The sequence below is a fragment of the Belnapia arida genome (assembly GCF_016773205.1).
GTDB classification, from domain to species: Bacteria; Pseudomonadota; Alphaproteobacteria; order Acetobacterales; family Acetobacteraceae; genus Belnapia; species Belnapia arida.
The window spans coordinates 1-24,093 of record NZ_JAETWB010000048.1 but is presented as its reverse complement, the minus strand read 5'-3'; the positions used below and the strand labels follow the sequence as shown (position 1 = coordinate 24,093).

General features: G+C 65.3%; 19 protein-coding genes and 3 pseudogenes. 13 read left to right on the top strand and 9 right to left on the bottom strand.

The genetic code is table 11. The features are described 5' to 3' along the window. Positions 1-472: 472 nt before the first annotated feature. The 11 genes from JMJ56_RS29580 to JMJ56_RS29530 all read left to right on the top strand — a co-directional run bounded on the left by JMJ56_RS29580 (position 473) and on the right by JMJ56_RS29530 (position 12,832). Positions 473-1,459, top strand: a complete 987-nt coding sequence (locus JMJ56_RS29580) for a glutamine amidotransferase-related protein (protein ID WP_202835343.1) — start codon at positions 473-475, stop codon at positions 1,457-1,459. Positions 1,460-2,007: 548 nt separating this feature from the next. Further along, positions 2,008-3,798 carry an HAD family hydrolase gene (locus JMJ56_RS29575; protein ID WP_407927966.1) on the top strand — a complete coding sequence of 597 codons (1,791 nt, stop codon included), beginning with the start codon at positions 2,008-2,010 and terminating at the stop codon, positions 3,796-3,798. Further along, entirely contained in the window at positions 3,795-4,940 is a 1,146-nt protein-coding gene (locus JMJ56_RS29570) for a glycosyltransferase (RefSeq protein WP_202835341.1), read from the top strand. The genes JMJ56_RS29575 and JMJ56_RS29570 overlap by 4 nt, the downstream gene beginning before the upstream one ends. Next, positions 4,940-5,860 (top strand): galactosyltransferase-related protein, encoded by a 921-nt coding sequence (locus JMJ56_RS29565; RefSeq protein WP_202835340.1) that lies wholly within the window; start codon positions 4,940-4,942, stop codon positions 5,858-5,860. The genes JMJ56_RS29570 and JMJ56_RS29565 overlap by 1 nt, the downstream gene beginning before the upstream one ends. Beyond that, positions 5,857-6,924 carry a glycosyltransferase gene (locus JMJ56_RS29560; protein WP_202835339.1) on the top strand — a complete coding sequence of 356 codons (1,068 nt, stop codon included), beginning with the start codon at positions 5,857-5,859 and terminating at the stop codon, positions 6,922-6,924. Before JMJ56_RS29565 ends, JMJ56_RS29560 begins: the two co-directional genes overlap by 4 nt. Before the next feature lie 280 nt (positions 6,925-7,204). Further along, the gene (locus JMJ56_RS29555) at positions 7,205-7,444 is read left to right on the top strand and encodes a hypothetical protein (RefSeq protein WP_202835338.1); all 240 of its coding nucleotides are present in this window, start codon (positions 7,205-7,207) and stop codon (positions 7,442-7,444) included. Between the two features lie 7 nt (positions 7,445-7,451). Further along, entirely contained in the window at positions 7,452-7,625 is a 174-nt protein-coding gene (locus JMJ56_RS29550) for an ABC transporter substrate-binding protein (RefSeq protein ID WP_202835346.1), read from the top strand. A 436-nt stretch (positions 7,626-8,061) separates the two neighbouring features. Then, positions 8,062-8,430 carry a cupin domain-containing protein gene (locus JMJ56_RS29545; RefSeq protein WP_202835337.1) on the top strand — a complete coding sequence of 123 codons (369 nt, stop codon included), beginning with the start codon at positions 8,062-8,064 and terminating at the stop codon, positions 8,428-8,430. A 164-nt stretch (positions 8,431-8,594) separates the two neighbouring features. Beyond that, complete coding sequence (locus tag JMJ56_RS29540) at positions 8,595-9,812, top strand: ABC transporter substrate-binding protein (protein ID WP_202835336.1); 1,218 nt, start codon at positions 8,595-8,597, stop codon at positions 9,810-9,812. Positions 9,813-10,077: 265 nt separating this feature from the next. Further along, positions 10,078-11,661, top strand: a complete 1,584-nt coding sequence (locus tag JMJ56_RS29535) for an ABC transporter substrate-binding protein (protein ID WP_202835335.1) — start codon at positions 10,078-10,080, stop codon at positions 11,659-11,661. 193 nt (positions 11,662-11,854) lie between these two features. After that, a complete protein-coding gene (locus JMJ56_RS29530; protein ID WP_202835334.1) occupies positions 11,855-12,832 on the top strand; it encodes a Bug family tripartite tricarboxylate transporter substrate binding protein in 978 nt (325 codons plus the stop codon). A gap of 56 nt (positions 12,833-12,888) precedes the next feature. Here JMJ56_RS29530 and JMJ56_RS34405 read toward each other — a convergent pair. Beyond that, positions 12,889-13,947: pseudogene (locus JMJ56_RS34405) on the bottom strand (IS3 family transposase); the annotation flags it as partial. Here JMJ56_RS34405 and JMJ56_RS29515 point away from each other — a divergent pair. Next, positions 13,948-14,646: pseudogene (locus tag JMJ56_RS29515) on the top strand (IS3 family transposase); the annotation flags it as partial. Here the strand turns inward: JMJ56_RS29515 and JMJ56_RS35750 are convergent. Both JMJ56_RS35750 and JMJ56_RS29500 read right to left on the bottom strand, forming a co-directional pair. Next, positions 14,644-15,588 (bottom strand): annotated as a pseudogene (locus tag JMJ56_RS35750) (IS630 family transposase). The pseudogenes JMJ56_RS29515 and JMJ56_RS35750 overlap by 3 nt on opposite strands. 74 nt (positions 15,589-15,662) lie before the next feature. Next, positions 15,663-16,592: an alpha/beta fold hydrolase gene (locus JMJ56_RS29500; RefSeq protein WP_202835331.1), complete on the bottom strand. Its 930-nt coding sequence runs from the start codon at positions 16,590-16,592 to the stop codon at positions 15,663-15,665. Positions 16,593-17,278: 686 nt separating this feature from the next. Here JMJ56_RS29500 and JMJ56_RS29495 point away from each other — a divergent pair. Further along, positions 17,279-18,529 (top strand): glycosyltransferase, encoded by a 1,251-nt coding sequence (locus JMJ56_RS29495; protein ID WP_202835330.1) that lies wholly within the window; start codon positions 17,279-17,281, stop codon positions 18,527-18,529. Positions 18,530-18,701: 172 nt separating this feature from the next. Here the strand turns inward: JMJ56_RS29495 and JMJ56_RS29490 are convergent, their stop codons facing one another. The 6 genes from JMJ56_RS29490 to JMJ56_RS29465 form a co-directional block, all read right to left on the bottom strand. Continuing rightward, the gene (locus JMJ56_RS29490) at positions 18,702-18,956 is read right to left on the bottom strand and encodes a transposase (protein WP_328702507.1); all 255 of its coding nucleotides are present in this window, start codon (positions 18,954-18,956) and stop codon (positions 18,702-18,704) included. Then, positions 18,919-19,401 carry a transposase gene (locus JMJ56_RS35745; RefSeq protein WP_407927967.1) on the bottom strand — a complete coding sequence of 161 codons (483 nt, stop codon included), beginning with the start codon at positions 19,399-19,401 and terminating at the stop codon, positions 18,919-18,921. Before JMJ56_RS35745 ends, JMJ56_RS29490 begins: the two co-directional genes overlap by 38 nt. 320 nt (positions 19,402-19,721) lie before the next feature. Continuing rightward, the gene (locus JMJ56_RS29480) at positions 19,722-20,327 is read right to left on the bottom strand and encodes a hypothetical protein (RefSeq protein ID WP_202835327.1); all 606 of its coding nucleotides are present in this window, start codon (positions 20,325-20,327) and stop codon (positions 19,722-19,724) included. Positions 20,328-20,433: 106 nt separating this feature from the next. Beyond that, positions 20,434-21,840 (bottom strand): TRAP transporter large permease, encoded by a 1,407-nt coding sequence (locus JMJ56_RS29475; RefSeq protein ID WP_202835326.1) that lies wholly within the window; start codon positions 21,838-21,840, stop codon positions 20,434-20,436. 5 nt (positions 21,841-21,845) lie between these two features. Further along, complete coding sequence (locus JMJ56_RS29470; protein ID WP_202835325.1) at positions 21,846-22,493, bottom strand: TRAP transporter small permease subunit; 648 nt, start codon at positions 22,491-22,493, stop codon at positions 21,846-21,848. Between the two features lie 70 nt (positions 22,494-22,563). Continuing rightward, entirely contained in the window at positions 22,564-23,709 is a 1,146-nt protein-coding gene (locus JMJ56_RS29465; protein ID WP_202835324.1) for a TRAP transporter substrate-binding protein, read from the bottom strand. Between the last annotated feature and the right edge of the window lie 384 nt (positions 23,710-24,093).

Here is a 24,093-nt window from a genome sequence, read left to right as displayed (position 1 = left end):
GCCGCCAGGTCCGATGGCCACCCCAACCCTACACTCCGGCCAAGGCCGGATTTTCCAACACCTCCGTGGACGTTACCGCATGCCGCCGCAGGAGAGATTCCTCACACGGTCAATCAGGACCTTGCGCGTCTGCACTTTGAGACCATTAAGGCTAGGCTGGTTCTCACAGGAGTTGCCAAATATGCCGGTAGTGCGCCTCGCCTCAACCTTTCTCATGGTGCTCGTCTTTGCCGCGGCCTGCTCCGATCCGCGCACTTCGGTGCCGTCGCAGACTACCAATCCTACGCCCGCGCAACGCACCCGTGATGCGCTTGATCCATCGCGTGGGCCAGCCGAGGCGGCAGGACGCGCCACTGACCGGGCCGCGAACCCGAACCGGCCCTGACGCTCCTGGGTGGCAGTTGACATGGGTGGCAGTTGACATGGGTGGCAGTTGACATGGGTGGCAGTTGACATGGGTGGCAGTTGACATATGAAAGGCGTACTGCCCCGGTTTCTCGTTGCTGAGAGTGAGACACTTGAGCAGCGTGAGCAACGTCGCGCTCAGGTGGGCTGCAGCAGTGGCGAGGCCTATGTCAACACCTTGCGCAGCCTCGCGCCCGATGCGGTATGCGACCTCGTCCGGCCGTCAGAGGAGGGAACACGCGTGCTCGATCGCAGCACGTTGGCAAGGTACGATGCGATCTTCCTTACCGGCTCTCCGCTTCACGTTTACCAGGACACCAGCGAGGTCAGGCGCCAGCTTGCCTTCATGCGAGCCGTTTTCGCCTCACAAACTCCTTGCTTCGGTTCCTGTGCCGGGCTGCAGGTCGCTGTAGTGGCAGCCGGAGGAGTGGTTCGAGAGAATCGGCGGGGACGTGAGGTAGCCTTTGCCAGGCGCATCGTAGCGACAGAGGCAGGACGCACCCATCCGCTTCTGGCGGGAAGGCCGACTGTATGGGACGCTCCTGCCATCCATACCGATGAAGTCGAACGTCTGCCGCCAGAGGCGGTCCTGCTCGCCTGCAACGGCTTGACTATGGTGCAAGCGGCCGAGATCCGCCATGCGGGAGGAGTATTCTGGGGCGTGCAGTACCATCCGGAACTCTCACTGCGCGAAGTTGCCGCGGCACTGTGTCGCCAGGCGGATGACTTGGTAATGGAAGGACTGGCTCGCGACGTTGATGCGGTAAAGGATCATGCGCGCCGAATCGAGGCGTTAGGCCAAGAACCTGCCCGACGCGACTTGGCATGGCAGCTTGGCCTAGACGAGCAGGTAACTAACCCAAGCCTGCGCCAGATCGAGTTGCGGAACTTTATCGAGTTCCTCGTCGTGCCGACAATGGCAGCGCGCGGGCGGCTCCCGGTGAGTGGAAAGCAGGCCGGTTACCATCGTAGCGCCAAGCTACTGCTTGCGCTCAAGAAATTTCAGCCAGAACATTTGCCGTCCGCTGGAAGGCGTGAGGCACGTTTACATTGAAATGTTGACATTAGGCAGATTGGCACAAAAGACCAAGCGGTCGCGTCGAACGTCTAACAGCAAGGCCCACAAGAGCCCATGTTAACTCAGAGCAGTTGGTTATTAAGCTGCTCACGCAACACGATGCAAGGCGTGGGCGCCGGGCGCAAGCGCGTCATGTTGGCGGCGTTTTAGTGACTTCGGCGCATGGTGGGTGAGGCCGGTTGAAAGTCAATATTCCTGTCGATCGGTACGGCCGGTGATCGCCTTGACAAAGCTCCAATCGGCACGACTTCGGAAGAGAGTGCCTGGCTTCATCCGGAAGCACGTCGGTTTGCCGCTTAACAATCGAGGGTGGCTTGTTCATCATCCACTTAGCCCTTGGAGGCTGCCTGAAACCAGGACCAGTCAATTTCGGGATCACGGCAGATACTGGTGGACATATTGCCTATGTTTTGGGTGCCGCCTTTCAGCAGAGAAAGGTAGGGAATGTATCGAGCGTCTCTATCGTTACCAGGCTGTTTGACGACCCTGTTTTGGGCGCGGAGTATTCAGAGCCTTCCGTAGGTTTGGCTTCCGGCGTTACCATCGATCGGCTCGCCACGCCCTGCCGCTCTTATCTGGAGAAGGAGGCCCTTGCCGAGGAGCTTCCCGCCTTCGCCCAGGCCTTCACCGACCACCTCGCATCGCTTTCAGAACTGCCCGATGTGATCCACGCCCATTTCGCCGATGCGGTGGGCGTGGCACTGCAGGCGAAGCGGCTCTTCGGCATTCCCGTGGTCTATACGCCCCACGCCCTCGGCATCGACAAATGGAGGCAGGACGACCGCGCACCTGCGATCGGAGGCCGGATTGCGGCGGAACGTCATGCCCTGGCTTCGGCCGATGCGATCATCGTTTCTAGCCGGCAGGAAGCGTCCGAGCAGGTCAGGGCCTATGGCGTCGAGCTTGGCGCACGCGTCCATTGCATCCCTCCCGGCGTGCCGCAGCGGCAGGCCGATGCGGCCGAATCTAGGCTCGTCGAGCAGCTGGAGGAGCGCTTCGCCGAGCCCGGGAAGCGAATCATCCTGGCGATCGCACGTCCCGTCCGGAAGAAGAATATCGCGGCTCTCCTACGGGCCTATGCCGCCAAGCCGGCCCTGATGGCACGCGCCAACCTCGTCATCCTCGCGGGCCAGAGCGACGGCCGTCACAGCTCGGTCGAGGAGCGGCAGGTCGTCGACGAGCTGAGGCGGATCTGCGCCACTCCCGACCTACGGCATCGCGTCGCCCTGCCGCCGACCCATGGCGAGGCGGATGTCGTTGCGCTGTACCGGCGAGCCGCTGCCGGAGGGGTCTTCGTGAACCCTGCCCTGCACGAGCCCTTCGGCCTGACCCTGATCGAAGCGGCGGCCGCGGGCGTTCCCGTCGTCGCCACGCGGCATGGCGGCCCGGCCGAGATCGTGGAGACGCTGGGGCATGGGCTGCTCGTCGACCCGTCCGACGAGGCCGCCATCGGCGATGCCTGCCTAGACCTCCTGTCCGATGCCAACCGGCATGCCCGCCTGGCCTCCGCCCCGCGCGACCGCATCGACCATTACAGCTGGGCGAACTACGCCGAGCATTCGGTCGCGCTCTACGCATCGCTTCGCCGCCGGCCGCGGCTCCTCGTCTGCGACATCGACGGCACCCTGACCGGCTGCGAGACGGGTGCGCGGGCCTTCGCGGCCTGGCGGGCCGAGCGGCAACTGCCATTCGTGGTGGCGACCGGCCGCTCCTTCCCGGCCGCGCGCAGTATCCTTCGCAACTGGCACCTGCCGCAGCCCGATGCCTACATCGTCGATGTCGGCACCCGCATCATGCTACCCGTTCCCAATGGGGCCTGGCGGGAATGCCCGCTCTACGCGCAACGCCTGGCCGAGGGATGGGACAGGGCGGCGGTGATGGCCGTGCTGGACGGGCTGCCGCTGACGCCGCAGCCTCCGGCGACGAACGGGCCGTACAAGCTCAGCTATTTCGGCGGCCGCCGCGACGCGGAGGTCATCCAGAAGGCCCTGGTGGAGGCTGGGCTGCAGGCCCGCGTCATCCATTCCCATGGCCGCCTGATCGACGTGCTCGCCCCGGGCGGCGGCAAGGCGGCGGCGATCGCCGCCTATGCCGGGCAGTGCGGAATGACGCTCGCGGATTGCGCCGCGGCGGGCGACAGCGGCAATGACCTCGATATGCTCGACGCCTGCGGCCATGCCATCGTCGTCGGGAATGCCGATGCCGACCTCGATGGCCTCCGGCGTCGCCACGGCCTCCGTCGCGTGGCTGCCCGTCACGCCGCCGGGGTAATGGAAGGGCTGGCGGCCCTAGGCCTCGGCCCTGCCGAGGCATGAAGCGACCCTTCGGCTATTTCGTCCATCACCAGGGACGCGGCCATGCCGAGCGCTGCGCCAGGATCGCAGGCGCTCTGCCCGCCGACCGGCCGCTGACGATATTCTGCGCCCGCGGCGACATCTTCCCGAGCTTGCCGGACAGCACGAGCATCTTGCCCATCCCGTCCCTGTTCGAAGCGCGCGGGGACGAGGCCTCGAGCATGGACCACATCCTGACGCCCGAGACGCTGCACTGCGCGCCGCTCGGCTGGCCGGGCATCCGGCGGGCCATGGCGACCATCACCCAATGGTTCGACCGGGCCGAACCGGCTTTGATGATCTGCGACGTCTCGGCGGAGATCGCGCAGCTCTCGCGCATCTGCAGCGTCCCCCATGTCAAGGTCCTGCAGCACGGCGACCGCGGCGATGCCGGTCATCGCGCCGCCTATGACGGTGCCGCCGGGCTGTTGGCGCCCTTCCATGCCGGGCTGGCGCAGCCCGAATGGCCGATGGCGATGCGCGCCAGGACCTGCTTCGCCGGCGGGCTCGGCATCGATGCACCCGTCGCCGAGCGGCAGGCGGCGCGCCGACGCATCGGCATCGGGGCCGAGGAGGAAATGGTCCTGGTCCTGGCCGGCGGCGGCGGCAACGGCTTCAGCCAGGGCCCCATCGCGGTCGGCGCGCGGAGCCGCCCGGGGGCGCGCTGGATCACCATCGGGAGGATCGAGCGCGACTGGCACGCCACGGAGCCGGCGAATCTCGAGCATCGCGGCTGGGTCGATACCGCCACCGACCACATCGCCGCGGCTGACATCGTCGTCGCCTCCACGGGCAACACCACCTGCCAGCAGATCCTGGCCGCCGGACGGCCCTGGCTCGCCATTCCCGAATGGCGGTACTTCGACGAGCAACACCGCAAGGCCGAGGCCCTGGCCGCCGCCGGCGTCGCCACCGTCAGGCTGCACCTGCCATCCTCGTCGGGTTCCTGGCAGCAAGCCCTCGCCGAGACGCTGGCCGATCACCGCCCCCTGGCGCAGCGCGGGCTGATCGAGGACGACCCGGCCGGCAAGGCTGCCGCCTGGCTCGAGCGTCTCGCCGATGATCTCTGGTCAGAGCGCATGCCGCACCACCCCCATCGCCGTTCGGAGCCTGAAGACGTATGATGCCTGCATCGGTTGTGACGCTGGCTGGGGGACGGCCGGCGCATCTCGACAACCTCGTGCTCGGCCTTTGCCGCCAGGCAGTGCCGCCATCCCAACTGGTCGTTGCGGTCATGCAGGAGGCCCGCTATCGCCTGCCGGAGGCGCCGTTCCCGGTCCGACAGGTGATGATCGAGGCCGGGTCGCTGCCGCTGGCCGCCGCGCGCAACGCCGCGGCGCGGGCGGCGACGGGGCAGGCGCTGATCTTCCTCGACACCGACTGCATCCCCGCGCCGGACCTGATCGCCGACTACACCCGAGAGTTTGGCGCCTTCGACGGGCTGCTGATGGGCGAGGTCATGTACCTGCCCGGCGGGGCGACCGCGGACGGGCTGCGCTTCGACAGCTTCGCCGCCAAGGCCGTCCGGCACTCCGACCGGCGCGGCCCGCCACCCGCCGGCATCGAGCGCTGCGCCGACTACCGGTGCTTCTGGTCACTGAACTTCGCCATGCGGCGCGAAACCTTCCTCGCCGCCGGGGGCTTCGACGAGCGCTATGTCGGCTATGGCGGCGAGGACACCGACTTCGGCAAGGTGCTCGACAGCAGGGGCATCCCGATCGCCTGGATGAAGGGTGGTCTAGCCTATCACCAGTACCATCCCCACCACATGCCGCCGGTCCATCACCTCGACAGCGTGGTGCGCAACGCGCAGCTTTTCGAGGCGAAATGGGGCTACCGGACCATGGGGCACTGGCTGCACGCCTTCCGCCTGATGGGGCTGATCGACGACGCGCCCGGGCGGCCCATCCGCATCTTGCGCCGCCCGGCGGCGGAGGACTTCACCCTGACCGGGCAGCAGAGCCACCAGCCCTATGCCAACACGGCCAGCGTCATCCGCATCCTGGAGGAGCAGGGCGCCGGCCTCACCCGCGCTGCATCATGAGGATCGCCGTCCTCGCGCATGTTCGCCAGCCGATCGCCGAGCCATTCATGGGCGGCATGGAAGCCCATGCCTGGCATCTCGTCGCCGGGCTGCAGGCGCGTGGCCATGACGTCGTCCTCTTCGCCGCCGGCGACAGCGACTCGCGCTTCGCCATCGACCCGGTACTGGCCGAGCACTACGAGAAGGTCTTCCCCTGGACCGAGCATCGCGGCAGCGCGCCGCTGATCGCGCATGTCGATGCCGGCTTCGCCGCCGCAGGCCAGCGGATCGCCGCCGGCGGCTTCGACGTGGTGCACAACAACAGCCTGCATCGCTTCCCGCTGCGATGGCCGCGGGACGGCGGCGTGCCGACCGTGACGTCGCTGCATGTCCCACCCTTCGATGCCCTGCGCTGGTTCGTGCAGGACAGCGCCGGCCCGTCCCACCGGATCACCGTCACCTCGGCCGGCCAGAGGAAGGCATGGTGGCCTGAGGATGTGCCGGCGGAGGTCTCGGTGCTCCACAACGGCATCAACCTAGCCGCCTGGCCCTATCAGGAGCGGGGTGATGGCAGCGCCGTATGGTGCGGCCGCATCACGCCGAACAAGGGCACGCATCTGGCCGCCGACGCTGCCCGGCGCGCCGGCCTGCCGCTGACCATCTTCGGCACTATTGAAGAGCCAACTTATTGGGAGGAGGCTGTGGCGCCGCTGCTGGGCGGGACGATCCGTTATGGCGGACATATCCGAAGCGCCGCCCTCGCGGTGGAGCTGGGGCGTGCCTCGGTGTTTCTCTTCACTCCGTGTTGGGACGAGCCCTTCGGGCTAGTCGCCGTCGAGGCCATGGCCTGCGGGGTGCCGGTCGCGAGCCTCGACATGGGCGCCGCGCGCGAGGTCATCGCGGAGGCCGGTGCCTTCGCCACCCGCCAGGATGCCGAGGCCCTGGCCCAAGCGATCCCCACGGCCATGGCAATCCCCCGGGGCAGCGTGCATGAGCGGGCCGCGCGGCTGTTCACGCGCGACATCATGCTCGACCGGTGCGAGCAGCTCTACCGCCAGGTCCGCTCAGGCACCGAGGTGGGATGAGCGCGCAGGGTGAGCGACAGAGGGCTTCTTGCGGACCTGCGGCTCGGTCCGGGCCGTGTCGTCCTCCCTCCGAAGCGGGCCTGTCTTTTACCCAAAAGTCTGGCCAGGACCGGACCTGCAGACCTCGGCGCCCCGCGCGTCACGCCATCTAGGTCTGCCAGGATGCGATCTTCTCGGGCCGCAACATCATCCCTTCCCAGGTTGACGCCACGGCGAGGCCGCTGTCACGATCTCCGTGTTGGGGTGAAAACACGCCGCACGGCCTAATGGAGGCCTCGGCATGTGCAACACCACGCTCACACGCCGCACTCTGCTCGGGGCTGCGCTCACCTTGCGCGCCTGGGATCCGGCGCTCGCTCAGTCCCCCGGCGGCACGCTTCGCATCGGCCTGAATGTGGCCGCGATCCCGTTGTCGAACGGGTGTCCGATCAAGGCGGCGAGGGACAGCGCCATGGGCATCACGCTCTACAGTTTCCTGTTCGCGTGGACCTCACGCGTAGCAACCGCCGACACCGCTTAAGCCCGGCCTGGCCGCCGCTTGGCAGGGCGATCCGGCGAACCTGGAGCGCTGGTGGTTCGATATCCGCCTAGGCGTGCGGTTCCATGATGGCGAGCCTCTCACCGTCGAGGACGTGGCCTTCAGCTTCGACCGCGCCTTCCGCCGCGACGCGCCCTGGTTCGATAGCCGCGCCAATGCGTAGGTGCAGATCCGCATGCCGACACTGGCGGATTGGGGCGCCGAGGGGCCGGACCGCTTCTGGTTGGAAACCTTCCAACCCGACAGCACAGTGCCTTATGGCACCAAACAACGTTTGGCCAGGCGACCGACAAGCCCTGGACCAGAAGACAAAGAAACGAACATGAAGATCCACTGGCCCCGTCCAATCTCGCGGCGGCTTCAAACCGGATCGGAGAGGCGTGCGTCACACCTTGAGAGCGGAACTTCAGGCATGTGTTGGATAAGGCAGCGATATAGAAACATTCAATCTTTTATGGGAGTTAATAGGATGTCGTTTCCAGCGTACTCAAGGGATACGAAGCCTAATAGCGACCTGCCACCGAGGCGAAAACTCCTTGTCGGAGTGGTCCGCCGGTGTAGCCTCTTGCCAAGTGCGGAGACACCGTTGGAGGATATCCATGAATGACAGGATTGTGGATGCCACACGCCTTGGCACTGGGCTCACGGTAGCAAGAAAGGCCGGCCAACCCTTCGTGCAAGGCCGCCGAAAGTTCTTCCGCTGCCGCGACCTCGGCGTGCAGGCGGCAATGGGGGGCGAGCTCCGCGCCCAGGTGATGGAGGCCATGACCGAGCTGATAGGCTGGCACACCCATCAATGCGAGGCGCAGTTCATCTACATCCTGAAGGATTGGATGGAGCTGGAATTTGAGCACAGCACCCGCACCCGGTCCGAGGCTGGTGACGCCGTCCTCACTCACGGGGGGGATGAAACACAACGAGGTCGCCACCTCCGACGACGTGGAGATCCTAGAGCTTTCCATCCCTAGCGACATGGCGACGCAGCCCTGCGATCCGCCTGCCGTCAGCGATTGATACCGCCAGGAAGCGGATCGCTCGTAGCCAAGGTTCACGCAACCATTGCGAGATCGCCCGATGGCGCTGCGCGGCGGCCGCGGCATCTCGGCTTACTGCGCCGCCGGGGAAGGTCACGATGATGATCGAACGACGCGCCTTGTTGCTGGGCGGCCCCGCCTTTGGCGCCTTGCCGGCGCCGGTCCGCGCGCAGGCGCAGCAGACCATTCGGCTCGGTGTGATCTCCGACATGAGTGGCGCATTCGCCGACCTTTCCGGTCCGAATTCGGTGCTAGCAGTGCGCCAGGCCGTGCAAGATGCCGCGTCGCTCGGCCTCAAGGTCGAGGTCGTTGCCGCCGACCATCAGAACAAACCCGACTTGGCCGCCAACATCGCTCGTCAGTGGTTCGACCGGGACGGCATCGACGCGGTCGTCGACGTGCCCGCAAGCAGCGCCGCGCTCGCCGTCAACGGTGTCGTGCGCGAAAAGAACAAGGCCTTCCTTGCCTCGTCGCCCGGTACGTCGGAGCTGACCGGCGCTCAATGCAGCCCGAATACAGTACAATGGACCTATGACACTTGGATGCTCGCCAACTCCACCGCACGGGCCACGGTGCGAGAAGGCGGCGACAGCTGGTTCTTCGTGACCGCTGACTATGCCTTCGGCCATTCCATGGAGGCGGAGGGGGGCAGGATCATCGCCGCCGAGGGCGGCCGCGTGCTGGGCAGTGCTCGCTTCCCGTTTCCCGGCACCACCGATTTTTCCGCCTTCCTGCTGCGGGCGCAGGCGAGCCGCGCCAAGGTCATCGGCCTCGCCTTCGGCGGCACCGACATGGCCAATGCGGTGAAGCAGGCGACCGAGTTTGGCTTGCAGAAACGCGGGCAGCGGCTCGCGGCGCTGATCCTATTCATTTCCGAAGTTCATTCCATGGGTCTTGAGGCGGCGAAGGGGCTGGTTTGCTCGGAGAGTTTCTACTGGGATGTAAATGACCGCACTCGGGCGCTGACGCAGCGCTTGAAACGGAATTTCAATGCGCCGCCGCCGACGATGGTGCAAGCCGGCTGCTACGGCGTCACATTGCACTACCTGAAGGCGGTTGCTGACCTGGGAGTTGCCGCGGCCAAGGCAAGTGGCGCTGCTGCGGTTGCTCGCATGAAGGCGATGCCCTGCGACGACGATGCCTTCGGCCCGGGCACGATCCGTGCCGATGGCCGCAAACTGCATCCTGCCTATCTCCTGGAGGTGAAGGCGCCGAGTGAAAGCAAGGGGCCGTGGGACTATTACAAGGTGCTGCAGACCGTGCCAGGTGAGCAGGCCTTCCGCCCCATGGCGGACGGTAGCTGTCCATTGATCTGAGCTAAAAGAGGTTTGTTGTGTTGCGAGGCTCTCGGGACGGAGCGAGGCTTGAAGCAGCTTTTTCGAAACATGATGGACCCTACACTCATTGGCCATGCGTCCCTCGCGGCGGTCTGGACGCGCATTTCGACGCCTTGGCTTGACTGGAACGCATTCGCTCACGAGAGCGAAAAGCTGTCCCGCTCTCTTTGCGAGGATCAGGCCTGCAGACTGCAATCGTCTTGGGACGCTTGCGAGGCGGCCACTTGAGGGTAGGCTTCGACCCATGCCCCAACGCCGCAACCTCCTCGCCGGTGCCGCCGGCCTCCTTGCAACCCCCGCCTTGGCCCAGGGCGACGTGGCTCGCACGCTCCGCATGGTGCCGCAGGCCGATGTCACCGTACTCGACCCGCTAGCGACCACGTCCTATGCAGTGAGAAACCACGGCCATCTCTGTTGGGACACGCTCTACGGCCTCGATGCCGGGTTCCGCCCGCAGCCGCAGCTTGCCGAAGGCCATGTCGTCGCGGACGATGGCCGTCGCTGGACCATCACCCTCCGTAAAGGCCCGACCTTCCACGACGGCGAGCCCATCCGTGCCGCCGATGCCGTCGCCTCGATCCGTCGCTGGATGGCCCGCGATACGCACGGCCAGACGCTTGCCGCTCGCCTCGAGGAGATCCGTGTCCTTGATGACCAGCGCTTCGAATTGCGCCTGCGGCGACCTTTCGGCGTCATGCTGGACGCACTTGGCAAGTCCTCCTCCTACCCGTGCTTCATCATGCCGGAGCGCTTTGCTGCGCAGCCCGCGACGACGCCGCTGACGGAGATCGTCGGCTCCGGTCCCTACCGTTTCGCGGCGGACGAGCGCCGCGCCGGCGAGCAGATCGTCTACCGCCGGTATGATCGATACGCCCCCAGCCCGGTCGGTGCCCCTGGCGTCACCGCCGGGCCCAAGCTTGCCTCCTTCGAGCGGCTGGAATGGCGGATCATCCCGGATGCGGCAACCGCCGCCGCGGCACTGCAGGCGGGCGAGGTCGACTGGTGGGAGCGCATCACCGCCGACCTCCGGCCGCTGCTGGCACGGCGACGCGACTTGGTGATCGATCGGATCGAGACGCTCGGCACCGTCGCCATGCTACGGCCGAACCATCTGCTGCCGCCCTTCGACGATCCGGCGGTTCGCCGCGCCTTGTTGCCGGCGCTGTCGCAAGCGGATTTCATGGCAGCCCTATTCGGTGAGGACCGCAGTCTTTGGCGCGACGGCGTCGGCTGCTTTCCGCCCGGCAGCACGCTGGCATCCGAGGAAGGGCTGGAGGTGCTGACCGCACCGCGCGACCTGGGCCGCGCCCGTTCGGCGCTGGCGGCCACGGGCCGCGCCGGTGCCAAGGTGGTAATGCTGCACCCGGCGGACCAGCAGACCAACAGCGCGCTCACCATGGTTGCCGATGACCTGCTGCGGAAGGTCGGCTTCGAGCCGGAGGATGCGACCTCCGACTGGGGGACCATGCTGCAGCGGCGCGCAAAAAAGGAAGCTGTGGCGCAGGGCGGCTGGAACGCAGTGGTGGTGCTGTTCGGCGCGGAGGACCTGCTGAACCCTGGCGGCCATCCGCTGCTCCGGGCCAACGGCGACGGTGCCTGGTTCGGTTGGCCGAGTAGCTCGGCCCTGGAGGCTCTGCGCGACGCTTGGCTCGAGGAGCGAGACATGGAGGCGCAGCGGCGCATGGCTCGGCGGATACAGGCGCAGTTCTTCGTCGATTTGCCCTATTGGCCACTCGGGCTTTACCAGGTGGACAGCGCCTACCGGCGCGGTCTGCGCGTCGAGCGGCGAGGCCTCGCATTGCCGCTGAATGTGCGGCGGGATGCATGATGGATGGCCTGACCGCGCGAGAGGATGACCGCGCCCGGCTCGAACGACTGCTTCGTACGACCAACGATTCGATCTCCGGGTCTTCAGGAAACGGCGCCTCGTGCCGGGACTGCCGTTTGCGCTGGCATTCCTGTCTCCTGACGCTGCAGACTGCCAGGTGACCGGCCACAGAGCCGTACCGGAGGAGACGAGGATGCCGCATCCTTTCCTGCCCCGCCGCACGTTGATCGCCGCTGGCCTTGCCGCGCCAGGCTTGGCCTGGGGGCAGACCGACGATTGGCCCAGGCAGACGGTGCGCTACATCAACCTCTATGCCCCTGGCGGCGCAAACGACATCCTCTCTCGCGCATGGTGCCAGGCCATGACGCAGATCACCGGCCAGCAATTCGTGGTGGAAAACCGCACCGGCGCCGGCGGTACGGTGGGCAGCGACGCCATCGCCAAGTCTCGCCCGGATGGCTACACACTGGGCCTTGGCGGTGTCGCCAACCTCGCCATTGCGCCCTCGCTCTTCCCGAGCCTGCCTTACGACCCGTTTCGGGACTACAGTCTTATATCGGGGCTGTACCGGCAACCAAACATCCTGATCGTCAACAACGACCTCCCCGTGCGCAGCGTCCCGGAGCTGATCGCACTGCTGAAGGCGCATCCGGGCCGTTATCATTACGCAACAGGCGGAGCTGGTACCACGCCACACCTGTCGGCCGAGTTGTTCAAGATGACGACCGGCACGAATATGCCCTTCGTGCAGTACCGCGGCGGCGCGCCAGCGCTCGTCGACCTCATGGCGGGTCAGGTGCAGGTGATCTTTGATAACTTGGCCGGCCCGATCGGAGCAGTTCGGGACGGCAAGGTGCGGGCGCTGGCGGTCACCAGTCCGGAGCGAAGCCCGTCGCTCCCCAACCTGCCGGCATTGGCGGAATTCCTGCCTGGCTTCGACCTTACCAGTTGGAATGGCTTAATCGCTCCAGCCGGCCTGCCGTCGAGAATGATCCGACATATGGCAGAGCTGGCGCATCGCGCTCTCACGAGCCCGGAGCTGGTGAAGACCTACACCGACAATGGCGCAACACCCTGGGTGGTGGGACCGGAGGACTATGCGGCCTACGCCCGTACACAGGAACTGTTGATGCGCCGATTAGTACAGCTCAGCGGCGCTTCGGCCGGATAGCGCTGCGTGCCTGATCCTCCCCGGTTTGGGTGGAGGGGAGTTGAGCTTGCCATACGCTGCTCGGCTTGTTTAAGGTTGAGACAACCAGGGGCCGAGTGCGTACGGGCGCGATTGTAGTACCCCCCGTACAGGCGAACAGGTCACGGCGGGCATCGTCACGGGTTGCCCAACGCTGTTGGTGGACGAGTTCGATCTTGAGGGTGTGGAAGAAGCTCTCCATGGGCGCGTTGTCGTAGCAGCAGCCCTTGCGGCTCATGGAGGCGACCGCGCCGATCGTGGTGAGCTGCGCGACGTAGGCCTCGGCCGCATATTGGCCGCGATCCAAGTGTTGGAGCAGGCCTGCCCCAGGCTTTGTCGCTTTACCGCCGTGATAAGAGCCGAGAGGGTGGTTCGACCCGCATATGGTCGCGCATCGCCCAACCGACCACCTCTCGGGTGGCGAGGTCGAGGACGGCAGCGAGATAAAGCCAACCTTCGCCGGTCGGAACGGTGGTCAGATCGGCAAGCCATACAAGGTTGGGACCGGCGCCTCAAAGCGCTGAGCCAAGAGGTTCGGCGCGGCCGCAAGGTAATGACGGCTGTCGGTGGTGCAAGGCCGGAAGCGACGCCCGGCCAATGCCCGGATGCGGTGGCGGCGCATGAGGCGCTCGACGCGGCCTCGGCTGCACCGGTGACCTTCGAGCCGCAGGGTGGCATGCTTGCGTGGGCTGCCGTAGCGGTCTCTGTGTCGGGCTTAAAGGCGCCAGCTCTCGTCCACAAGGGCGCGGTTCTCGACCGAGCGCAGGCTCTTGGGCGCGGCCACCAAGCGTAGTAGCCGCTTGGCGAGACCTCAGGCACGCGGCACATGAGGCGCACCGGATAGGCGGCGGCATGCTGCTCAATGAAAGCGAATCTCACCTCGGCACCTTCACGAAGATGCCGATGGCTTTTTTTAGCACGTCGCGCTCCATCCTCGTCCGCTCGAGCTCGCGTCGCAACTTGGCATTCTTCGAAGCAAGGTCGGCGGGGGACGGAGCCGCCGGCCACGTAGCCGCGATCGATCCCGTCGGTTTGGCCTTACCCTGTAGAAGCGGTCCGCTGGTAATGTGAGACTGGCGAGCGCTGGAGGGTTTGAGATGGCGAGGAAGCATCACAAGCCGGAGGAGATCGTGGCCAAGCTTCGGCAGGTCGAGGTGTTGCTAGCGCAGGGCAAGACGGCGGCCGAGGCGGTGCGCACGATCGGGGTGACGGAGCAGAGCTATTACCGCTGGCGAAGCGAGTATGACGGCCTGAAGCTGGATGAGGTGAAGCGTCTGAAGCAGCTGGAGCAGGAGAACGGTAGGCTGCGAAAGGCGGTGGCCGATCTTACGCTCGAGAAGCTGGTGCTGAAGGAAACTGCCGCGGGAAACTGGTGAGCGCTGCGCGTCGTCGGGCCTGCGTCGAGCATGTGAGGGGGTAGGCTGGGCGTCTCGGAGCGCATGGCTTGCCGGGTGCTGGGTCAGCACCGCTCGGTGCAGCGCCAGGCGCTGAGGACACCCGACGACGAAGCGGCGCTGAGAGAGCGCATCGTAGACCTGGCCCGACGGTATGGTCGGTATGGCTACCGCCGGATCACGGCCCTGCTGCGGGCCGAGGGCTGGCGGTGCAACCACAAGCGGGTGGAGCGGATCTGGCGGGCGGAGGGGTTGAAGGTGCTTGCCCGGCAGCCCAAGCGCGGGCGGCTCTGGCTGAATGACGGCTCCTGCGTGCGGCTCCGGCCTGAGCGGCCCGATCACGTCTGGGCCTATGACTTCGTCGAGGACCGCACGGCGGCCGACTGGAGCTTTTCCATGCTACTCGGACGCATATCCTGAGTTGGTGAGGTAGTTGCGGCACTCGGCTGGGGTGGAGGCGTCGAGTAGGCGGCCGATGGTCGTCCAAAGCGCCTCTTTGGTGCGGGCCGCGGCTTTGCGGAGCAACGACTTCAGCTTTGCGAAGGCCTGCTCGATCGGATTCAGGTCCGGCGAGTAGCGTGGGGGGTAGAGCAGGTTGGCGCCGGTGGCCCGGATGGCTTCGCGGACACCGGCAACCTTATGAGCGGCGAGATTGTCGAGGACCACCACGTCGCCCTTGGACAGGACCGGCACGAGGAACTGCTCCACATAGGCGAGGAAGGCGTCGCCCGTCATGGGTCCGTCCAGCACGAGCGGCGCAACGAGGCCGGTGCTGCGCAGCCCTGCGATGAACGTGATGGCGCGCCAGTAGCCGTGCGGTGTGGCGTCGACCAAGCACTCGCCCCGTGGTCCCCAGCCGTAGCGACCGATCATGTTCGTGGCCGCGCCGGTCTCATCCAGTAAGACGAAGCGCTCGGGGTCCATGTAGCGCTGCCACACCCGCCGGTGGCGGCAGTCCTCAGCCACGTCGGCCCGGTCTGCTCGGCTGCCCTTAGAGCCTTTTTTTGTGTAACAGCCCGAGCCGCTTCAGCATGGACCAGATCGTCATCAGCAAGACCGGGGCCATGCCGCGCTCGATCAGCGCTGTTCGGATTTCGGCCAGCGTGATCCCCTTTCGCCCGCTTGTCAGCTCGCGCAGAAACTTCTCCTGCCCAGCCGGCAGCGGCTTGCGGTAGCCCCCGATCTTGGTCGGTGCCGTGCTGCCGGTCTCGGGCACCCGCCGCACCAGCTTGGTCGCCGCCGACGCGCTGACTGGAAAACGGGCTACCGCCTCCCGAGCCGAGGCGCCCTCCTCGACAACTCGCATCAGGCGCTTGCGAAGGCCTGTGATAAGGGTGCCGTCATTATGAGCCTCGCTGCTCAATCAGCAGCGTCGAATCAGAACCCGCGCGTCCGTGCAAGCCCGAAGTGCTCTAGCGTTAGCCGTCTGCCGTGCCATCGAGGAACGCCCGCAGCACCCGCGCCGAGGCCTCCGGCGCTTCCTCCATCGGCACATGGCCGACCCCTGGCAGGATCACCGTACTCGCATTGGGCAACGCGCGCTCGTAGTCGGAAGCGTGGGAGGCGGGCACCGCGCCGTCCCGCTCACCCCAGAGCAGCAGCACCGGCATGTGGATTGTCGCCAGAATCGGCTCGGGCGGCACGAGGCGCGTCTGCAACACGCGGTCGAGGATGGCACGCCGCACCCCGGGGGCGAGCAGCATGGCGTGGTAGCGGTTCACCACGGCATCTGTCAGCACGCCGGGGACGGCGTAGGCGTTCTGCATCGTCCTGCGCAGAAGCGGCTTCGGCGCGGTGTAAGGCAGCAGCCGCATCAGCCAGGACAACCGCTCAGGCGCGCGGCCATACTCGCGGCCCAGGCTCGCAAATCCATCCGGCGCCATCAGCACAAGCTTCGAGACGCGCGCAGGCTCGGCCGCGGCAAAGCGCCAGGCGATCCGCCCGCCCATGGAGGAGCCGACCAACGCCGCCTCCCCGATCCCGAGCCGATCCATCAGTGCCGCAAGTACGGCTACGCTTCGCTCGTCGGAGTAATCGCTGGTGGGGTCGGGCCCGGTCAGGCCGAAACCCGGCAGGTCGAGCGAGACAACGCGGAAACGGTCCTCCAGCAGCGGCATCCACGCTTCCCAGGTGTGCAGGGAGGAGGCGAAGCCGTGGACCAGCACCACCGTCGGACCATCGCGTGGCCCTGTGTCGCGAATGTGGAGCCGTATCCCTGCGGCCTCTACGAACTGCGAGGGTGGTGGTGCCCAACGGCGCTCTAGCACGGCGCGAGGCCGGTCGGGGTTGTAGAGCCAGATCCCGCCACCCACCAGAAAGACGCCCAGCATCACAGCGATGACAGTCACAACTAGTCTCATTCCATTCCTCTTCGCCGCCGTGTATCGGCAGCCCTCCGCGCTGGATATGTGGGAGGCGGCGCACTTGTCACCGGACGCACTGATGCGTGGCTTCAGTTCAGGAAGGAAGTGCCACGGCACGCAAACTTTGGGCCTTCCTCAATTACTGCGGTCGTCAAAGCTCGCGGAGGCAGCATTCGCTCCCGCAGCGGCTCGATGCCCGCTCTGCCGTTTTCCGGCTTTACCAGAAGGCACCTGATATGACGGTTTTTCCATAGCGGGCCTTATGCAGCACCTCACTGAGCGCACTGATCTCGAGGTTTGAAACGTCCCGTTCCGCTTCGGTCTGCATCGGTTTCGAGTCAACCGAAGCTAGTAGGCCTTCGCATTCGTCCCTTTGGCACCTCGTCTCAGAGCCTGTTGGAGAATGTCTGAGCAATACAAAATTTTGGGCTTGACGTCGCCACGCAACGCTATCCGTTGTGTTCCGCAACCTTTGTCAAAAAAGCTCTAAGAGTAAGTTCCCACCGACTTGTAAGCCACGGCTGCTCCGCCGCGGCGTAGTTTCTTGTCCGATGCTCACCAGCTAACAGGACGTTTTAGGCGTTCGGGCTAGGATATGACGAATTTGCCAAAAGGGCTCCCTGAACACGATTTTCGTGAGTAGCCCTTTCAGAAAGGATAATACTTACCCCATGCGGATTGCCTATCTCGTCGACAGGTTCCCTTCGTTGTCGGAAACCTTCATCGCCCATGAAGTCATTGACATGATCGATGCGGGCGCGGATATCCGCGTGCTCTCGCTCGGAAGGCCGAAGGACAGCTTCGCTTTGCCAGAGCACGTGAAGGCGCTGGATATCGTGACCTACTTCCCATTTCCCTCGCCCAGTCGTCGCAAGAAAATTCGCGACATGGCGATGGCAGGGTTGCGCATGATCCGTAGGGGGCAACTCAGGAACCTGCGCCGATGCCTGTTCGACAAGGAGAATGGCGGCTTTTCTCGTCACGAGATGCTGCTGCTCGCAGACGCGGTCAACGATCCGAGGTGGAGGCCCCAAATCATCCACTGCCACTTCGGGACCGTTGGCCGGCTGGCGGCGATGATGAAGCACAAGGGCCTAACGCGGGCAAAGATCACCACGACTCTGCATGGCTATGACATCTCGAAGTACATGCGCCTGAATCCCGATGGCATCTACGACCTGCTGATCCGCGAGGCGGAGCACATCTTCACGGTCTGCGAGGTGTTCCTGAGCCGAATCCGGGCCCTCGGTGCCCCGAAGGAGAAGACGTCAGTTCTCCATATGGGGGTCGATTACGACGGCCTCATCGCCTGCGCCGTGCCGAGGCGGCGGGATGCCTTTGTTCATTGGATCTCAGTCGGACGGATGACGGAGAAGAAGGGGCATGAATACGCGATTCGCGGCTTTGCCCAAGCACTGCGGGCTAACCCCAAGCTTCGGATGACCTTCAGCATTGTTGGAGATGGCCCACTTTTGCCAAAGATGAAGGCCTTGGTTGAGCAACTTGGCATGGAGCAGCACGTCACGCTGCTGGGCGCGGTGCAACACGATGAAGTCCAGGCAATGCTGGCCCAGGCGGATGGGTTCATCCTGCACAGCGTCGCGGCCGAAGACGGCGACATGGAGGGCATTCCGGTCGCACTGATGGAGGCCATGGCGCAGGGGCTTCCGGTGGTCACCACTCGCCACAGCGGCATCCCCGAGTTGGTGGAGCATGAGGTCACTGGCTTCCTAGTCGAGGAGCGGAACGAGGCCGCCCTGGCGAAGATCTTGGGCGATATCGGAACGCAGCGCCCGGATCTGTCGAAACTCGTCGAGGCTGCGCGGATGACGGTCAAGCGCGACTTCAACCGCAAGACACAGGCGCAGCGACTTTATGGGTTTTTCGAGACAATTCTCGGAGCACGTTTAGGAACAGGCTGAACCGCGCGATCAGAAGTGGCAGCCGGGGGGCGGCCGTGGTGCTCAACTTCCCCGACCCGAACGCCACTGGCCCGCGGCGACGAGGTGCTGCCCTTGGCGGTGGTGGCTGACAGCCGCTCGCTACGGTCAGCCCCGACCGCATGGGCGCGCGGCATCGATGGTGGCAAGCTGGTCAAAGGCGTGAAGCTGTGCGGTCATAGGCACCGTCGCCGGTGACAGACGGCACTGGCCCGTCCACTTGGTCGAGCAGCGGGCCGACCTGGGAGCCGTCGTCGACATCTCTGTCGGTCAGTGCCGAAACGACGATCCGCCCAGCGTCGGCGTCAATGCCGAGGTGCAGCATCCGCCAGGCCCGGCGCCGCTTGTTGTCGTGCTTTTCCTCCAACCACTCACCCGAACCACAGAGCTTCAACCCCGTGCTGTCCACCAACAGGTGCGCCAGCGTACTCCCCGCTTTTGGCTGCGGTACTTCGAGCGCCTCGGCCCGACAGCTCAGGGTGCTTACGGTCCGGCACTGGTAGATCGGGGCCGAACAGCTGGAAGATGGAAGCGATCAGCCCCTCGGTCTGGCGCAGCGCCAGGCGAAACACCGCCCGCAGCGTCAGAGCTATGACGGTCGCCAAGGCCAAATACGAGGGCTGTCTGCCTCGGCCAGGGCGTGGCTCGGGCTTCCAGGCCTCCACCGCCTCTGGCGTGAACCAGACGGTCAGGCTGCCGCGAGCCTGCAGGCCGGTGTCGTACTTGGTCAGTTGGCCAACCGGTGCTTTTGCTTCGGGATGTGATGGCGCGGACCGGCGTTCGCTTTGAACGGCATGAGGGAGCCCTGCAGTGTGAGGGGGGCCTCGCCCCAGCCTCACCCTACCCAAAACCATCCAGGCCGCCGACCGCTGCAACAAGGCGTCGAGTAGCTCGTTGCATCGAAGCTGACCGGTCGGGATGCCGATGACCGCTCGGAGGTTGGCCTTTTGCTCAATCGAGTTGAGGCGCCGGCTGCATCCTTCATTGGCGATGGTACTCAAGGCCGCGAACACCAGCCTTCAGCCCGGCTGCGCCCCGCTCGGCATGGCGTTTGCAGACGTCGAACGCCCAGTCGTGCTCGGGCTGACCTGCGCTGCACTTTCATCAAAAGTCAGGCCACTACTTGCCCTCAAGGACGCCCAGGTCGGCTCAATAACTTGAACCGGTAGCGGCCTCAGACAAAGTTAAACCTGGCCCGCCCGAGTTCCGCAAACCTGGCTGTCAGGCTCAACCCCGCTTCCGGCCTCACTGCCGGAGAAAGCCCGGTCACCACCAGCACTGCCCCAGCCGGAAGCCCGCCCGATTGCCGAGCTGCATTCACGGCCAGCGCCAGCGCCGCCTGTAGGTCGACAATCGTTCCGCGCGGCCGCCGCCTTGCTGCAGCCAGAGTGACGGCAACGCTGCTTGCCGGAAGGGTCCCGCGTCGGCCAGCGGCAACGTGACCGAGGCCGCATAGATCGGCCACCAGCAGGCCTAGGCTGGTCGGCGGGTCACGGAAGCGGCTGCCCGTCACGTCAATTGCCGGATGCATTGCTGCAAATGCTGGAAGCCCCTGGCCGTTCTCGGATAACGCTTCGGCCAGCACCGCAACCAGTGCCGCGGTGGCCTGGGCATGCCGCAATACGGCGAGGGGCAGGCTGGCTCCGTCGGGCAGCAGCCGTCCTTCCAGCATTGGTCCGGCGAGCCGCACTCCATCCAGCCCCAAAGCCAGGCGGATCCCGCAAGTGACGAGGCCTAGCTCTTCCAGCATCAGGGCCGCCAGCTCATCACCCTCCGCCACGCTGTCCGGTACGAGGTCGTCCGGCAGCGCAGCCAGCGAATTGCCGGTCTCGAAAGCCTCAGCCAGGCAGGCTGCCGCCTGTCGCCGTGTCACGTCCTGCATGGGCCTATTGCGCCGGTGGCAATGCGATCTCTTCCTCGGCGAATCCTCCTGGCGGCGGCGCTTCCATGTTGATCGTCGGCGCATCCCCGGCACCGCCATAAAGCTGTTCCGGCAGCCAGGTCACCAGCCCGGGGAAGACATAGACCAGGATCATGCACATCACCACGATGTAGATGAAGGGCATGCAGCCGGCGAAGATCTGTTCCAGCCGGACATGCTTCGGCGCTACGCCTTTCAAGTAGAAGGCCGCCATGGCAACAGGCGGCGAGAGGAAGCTAGTCTGCAGGTTCAGCGCGATCATCACCCCGAAAAACAGCGGGTCCACGCCGAAATCGTCGAGCAGCGGCAAGAAGATCGGCACGAAGATGACGATGATCTCGGTCCATTCCAGCGGCCAGCCAAGGATGAAGATCAGCAGCTGCGCCAGAACCATGAAGGTGAACTGGTTCAGCGGCAGCGACTTGAAGAACTCCTCCACCAGCGCCTGACCGCCGAGATAGCCGAAGACCGACGAGAATATCGCTGAGCCGACGAAGAGCCAGCACACCATGGCGGAGGTGCGGGCCGTGAGGAACACGCTTTCCTTGAGCTTGCCCCAGGTAAAGCTGCGATAGATCACGGCCAGTATGATGGCGCCGAGCGACCCCATGGCCGCCGCCTCCGAAGGCGTGGCGAGGCCCAGCAGGATGCAGCCCAGCACCAGGGCGATCAGCAGCGCAAGCGGCAGGAAGGAGCTCATCAGCGACCGCAGGATGGTCGTGAATGGCACTGCCACTTCCTCGGGCGGCAGCCGCGGCGCAACCTCGGGCTTCACGATGGCGATGGCTACCGCATACAGGACATAGAGGCCGGCCAGCATCACGCCTGGGATGAAGGCCGCGGCATAGAGCTGCACGACCGAGACGCCCGCGGTGGCGCCGAACAGGATCAGCATGATCGAGGGCGGGATCAGGATGCCGAGGCAGCCGCCAGCCGCGATGACGCCGGTTGCCAGCTTCACGTCATAGCCCGCGCGCAGCATCGGCGGCAGCGCGAGCAGCCCCATCAAGGTCACCACCGCGCCGACGATGCCGGTCGCCGTGGCGAAGAGCGCGCAGGTCGCGAGCGTCGCCACCGCCAGGCTGCCGGGGATGTTGCCCGAGGCCATCTGCAGGCTGCGGAACAGCCGGTCGAGGATGTTCGCCCGCTCGATGATGTAACCCATGAAGACGAAAAGCGGCACGCTGATCAGCACGTCATTCGCCATGATGGCGTAGGTGCGCTGCACGAGCAGGTCGAAGATGCGTTCCTGCATCCCGAGATAGCCGAAGAACAGGCCCATCGCCATCAGGGTGAAGGCGATGGGGAAGCCGAGCATGATGAAGAACAGGAACAGGAAAAGTTGGGTGAGGCCCAACACGCCATCGCTCATGGGGGCTATCGTCCGGTGTGTTCGTCAGCGGCGCGTTCGCCGGGAATACGTCCGCTCGCGGCCATCTCGCGCGCCAGGAGCTCGGGGTCCTTCTCGGCGGCGGCGGCCAGAATCTGCTGTTCCAGCTCTTCTACATCCGAGAGGCGCTGCGGCCAGGCGCCGCTGCGGATGCATTGGATGCAGCGCACCACCTCCACCAGCCCCTGCAGCAGCAGCAGCACACCGACCACCGGGATCAGCAGCTTGAAGGGCCAGATCACGGGACCGGTCGGGGAGAACATGCTGCGCTCGTTCTGCCGGAAACTGTCGGCGAAGAAGTGCCAGCCGGAGATCATGAAGGCGAAGATTGCCGGGAAGAAGAATAGGATGAACAGCACCAGGTCGAACCAGGCCTGGGTGCGCGGGGTGAAATTGCGGTACAGGAAATCGCCGCGCACATGCCCGTTGCGCGACAGCGCATAGGCGCCCGCCATCATGAACAGCGTGCCGTAGAGCATGTAGGATACGTCGTAGCCCCAGCTGGTCGGGGCGCGGAAGACGTATCGGACGAAGACCTCGTAGACCACGATGCCGGTCAGCACGAGGATCGTCCAGGCGAAGGTCTGGCCGACGAAGGTGCTGAGCCGGTCGATGCCGAGCAGCAGGCGCTGCATGCACGTTCCCCCAATTCGAACGGAACCCGCCGCCCGGCATTGCCGGACGGCGAGGCTGGCCTGGCGCAGATCAGCCCTGGCGGGCGAAGAAGTGATTGTAGGAGATCACCGGGCTGGCTTCGTAGCGCAGGAAGAAATTACCGACCCGCCGGCACCATTCACGCTGGCTATCGCATATCTTCTTGAACAGCGGACCGTTGGCCGGGGAGGAATTATCGGCCTCCAGCCTGGCGATGACCCGGTCCCAGGCCTGCAGCTGCGCATCCAGCACCGGGCGTGGCGTCGGCCGGACATTCACCCCCTGCTGCTGCGCCATCGCCTGGAGGTCGCGCGAGAAGCGGTCCTGCAGCTTCCAGCTCATCTCGGCCGAGGCGGATTCGGCGCCATGCCGGATCACCGCCTTCAGCTCGTCCGGGAGGCTGTCGTACCTGGTCTTGTTGAACAGGATTTCGAAGCTCTCCACCCGCTGGTGGTAGCTCTGGATCATGTATGTCTTGGCGACGTCGGGGAAGCCGAGAACCCGGTCGGAGGAAGGGTTGCTGAACTCCGCCCCGTCGATCACGCCGCGCTCCAGCGCCGGCACGATCTCCCCGCCCGGCAGGGAGACGACAGCGGCGCCCATCTCGTTCATGACATCGGCGGCGAGGCCAACGGTGCGGTATTTCAGCCCGCGGATCTGGTCCGCCCGCTCGATCGGAGTCTTGAACCAGCCAAGCGGCTGGGTCGGGATCGGGCCTGACAGGAAGCCGACCGTATTCACCTTCAGCACATCCTGGGTGAGCTCGCGGTACAGCGCCTCTCCCCCGCCCTGGTAGAACCAGCCGAGCATCTGGTTGGCATCGCCGAACCAGGGCGGCGCGGTGCCGAACAGGCTGAAGGCCTTGTTCTTGCCGAACCAATAGGCGCAGACGCCATGCCCGCCATCGAGCGTCCCGGCCGAGACCGCATCCAGCAACTGGAAGGCGCCGACCACCGCGCCGGCCGCCAGCAACTCCAGCCGCAGCCGGCCGCCAGCCATGGCATTGACGCGGTTCACGTAATCCTGGGCAAACTCGTGGAAGATGTCGCGCTGCGGCCAGGTGGACTGGAAGCGCAATGTCACGGTCTGGGCGCGGCTTACATTCGGCGTGGCCAGTACGGCCGTCCCAGCGGCGCCGATCGCGGCGACCTTCAACAGGCCACGACGCCCCGGGACCGATGTCTCGGTATCAGACATGTTTTCTTCCCTCGGAAAGGCGTCAGATTTGAATTGCCCTGTCGCCATTGCTTTACCGTTTTAGATAACGCGAGGGCCACCTGGCCGCAATGCTATCTTGGCTGCTTGGCTAGTCGATCCGATGCAGCACCGGCCTCTGGCTGTCCTTCTTAAGGCCTTCTCCCAGTTTCACGAATCCGCGACCATCAGTCGCGTCGTCGGAGACATGACCTGCCCCCGTAGAAGTGGTCCGCCGGTGAGGTAGTTCGGCGGCTGCGTGAGGCGCTTGAGTTTGGTGGTCCAGGATCAGCGTTAGCCTTCGTCGGCCTGAGGCGCTTGGGTTTGGTGATCCAGGTTCAGCGTTAGCCTTCGCCGGCCGTCGCACCCTTCGTCGACCCGCAAGGG

What these genes read in the sequence shown, in the direction of transcription:
- JMJ56_RS29540 (WP_202835336.1), top strand. Translation starts at nt 8,595, where the DNA reads ATGATGATCGAACGACGCGCCTTGTTGCTGGGCGGCCCCGCCTTTGGC.
- JMJ56_RS29470 (WP_202835325.1), bottom strand. Translation starts at nt 22,493, where the DNA reads ATGCAGCGCCTGCTGCTCGGCATCGACCGGCTCAGCACCTTCGTCGGC.
- JMJ56_RS35745 (WP_407927967.1), bottom strand. Translation starts at nt 19,401, where the DNA reads ATGGTTTTGGGTAGGGTGAGGCTGGGGCGAGGCCCCCCTCACACTGCA.
- JMJ56_RS29495 (WP_202835330.1), top strand. Translation starts at nt 17,279, where the DNA reads ATGCGGATTGCCTATCTCGTCGACAGGTTCCCTTCGTTGTCGGAAACC.
- JMJ56_RS29570 (WP_202835341.1), top strand. Translation starts at nt 3,795, where the DNA reads ATGAAGCGACCCTTCGGCTATTTCGTCCATCACCAGGGACGCGGCCAT.
- JMJ56_RS29580 (WP_202835343.1), top strand. Translation starts at nt 473, where the DNA reads ATGAAAGGCGTACTGCCCCGGTTTCTCGTTGCTGAGAGTGAGACACTT.
- JMJ56_RS29530 (WP_202835334.1), top strand. Translation starts at nt 11,855, where the DNA reads ATGCCGCATCCTTTCCTGCCCCGCCGCACGTTGATCGCCGCTGGCCTT.
- JMJ56_RS29565 (WP_202835340.1), top strand. Translation starts at nt 4,940, where the DNA reads ATGCCTGCATCGGTTGTGACGCTGGCTGGGGGACGGCCGGCGCATCTC.
- JMJ56_RS29475 (WP_202835326.1), bottom strand. Translation starts at nt 21,840, where the DNA reads ATGAGCGATGGCGTGTTGGGCCTCACCCAACTTTTCCTGTTCCTGTTC.
- JMJ56_RS29545 (WP_202835337.1), top strand. Translation starts at nt 8,062, where the DNA reads ATGAATGACAGGATTGTGGATGCCACACGCCTTGGCACTGGGCTCACG.
- JMJ56_RS29465 (WP_202835324.1), bottom strand. Translation starts at nt 23,709, where the DNA reads ATGTCTGATACCGAGACATCGGTCCCGGGGCGTCGTGGCCTGTTGAAG.
- JMJ56_RS29555 (WP_202835338.1), top strand. Translation starts at nt 7,205, where the DNA reads ATGTGCAACACCACGCTCACACGCCGCACTCTGCTCGGGGCTGCGCTC.
- JMJ56_RS29535 (WP_202835335.1), top strand. Translation starts at nt 10,078, where the DNA reads ATGCCCCAACGCCGCAACCTCCTCGCCGGTGCCGCCGGCCTCCTTGCA.
- JMJ56_RS29560 (WP_202835339.1), top strand. Translation starts at nt 5,857, where the DNA reads ATGAGGATCGCCGTCCTCGCGCATGTTCGCCAGCCGATCGCCGAGCCA.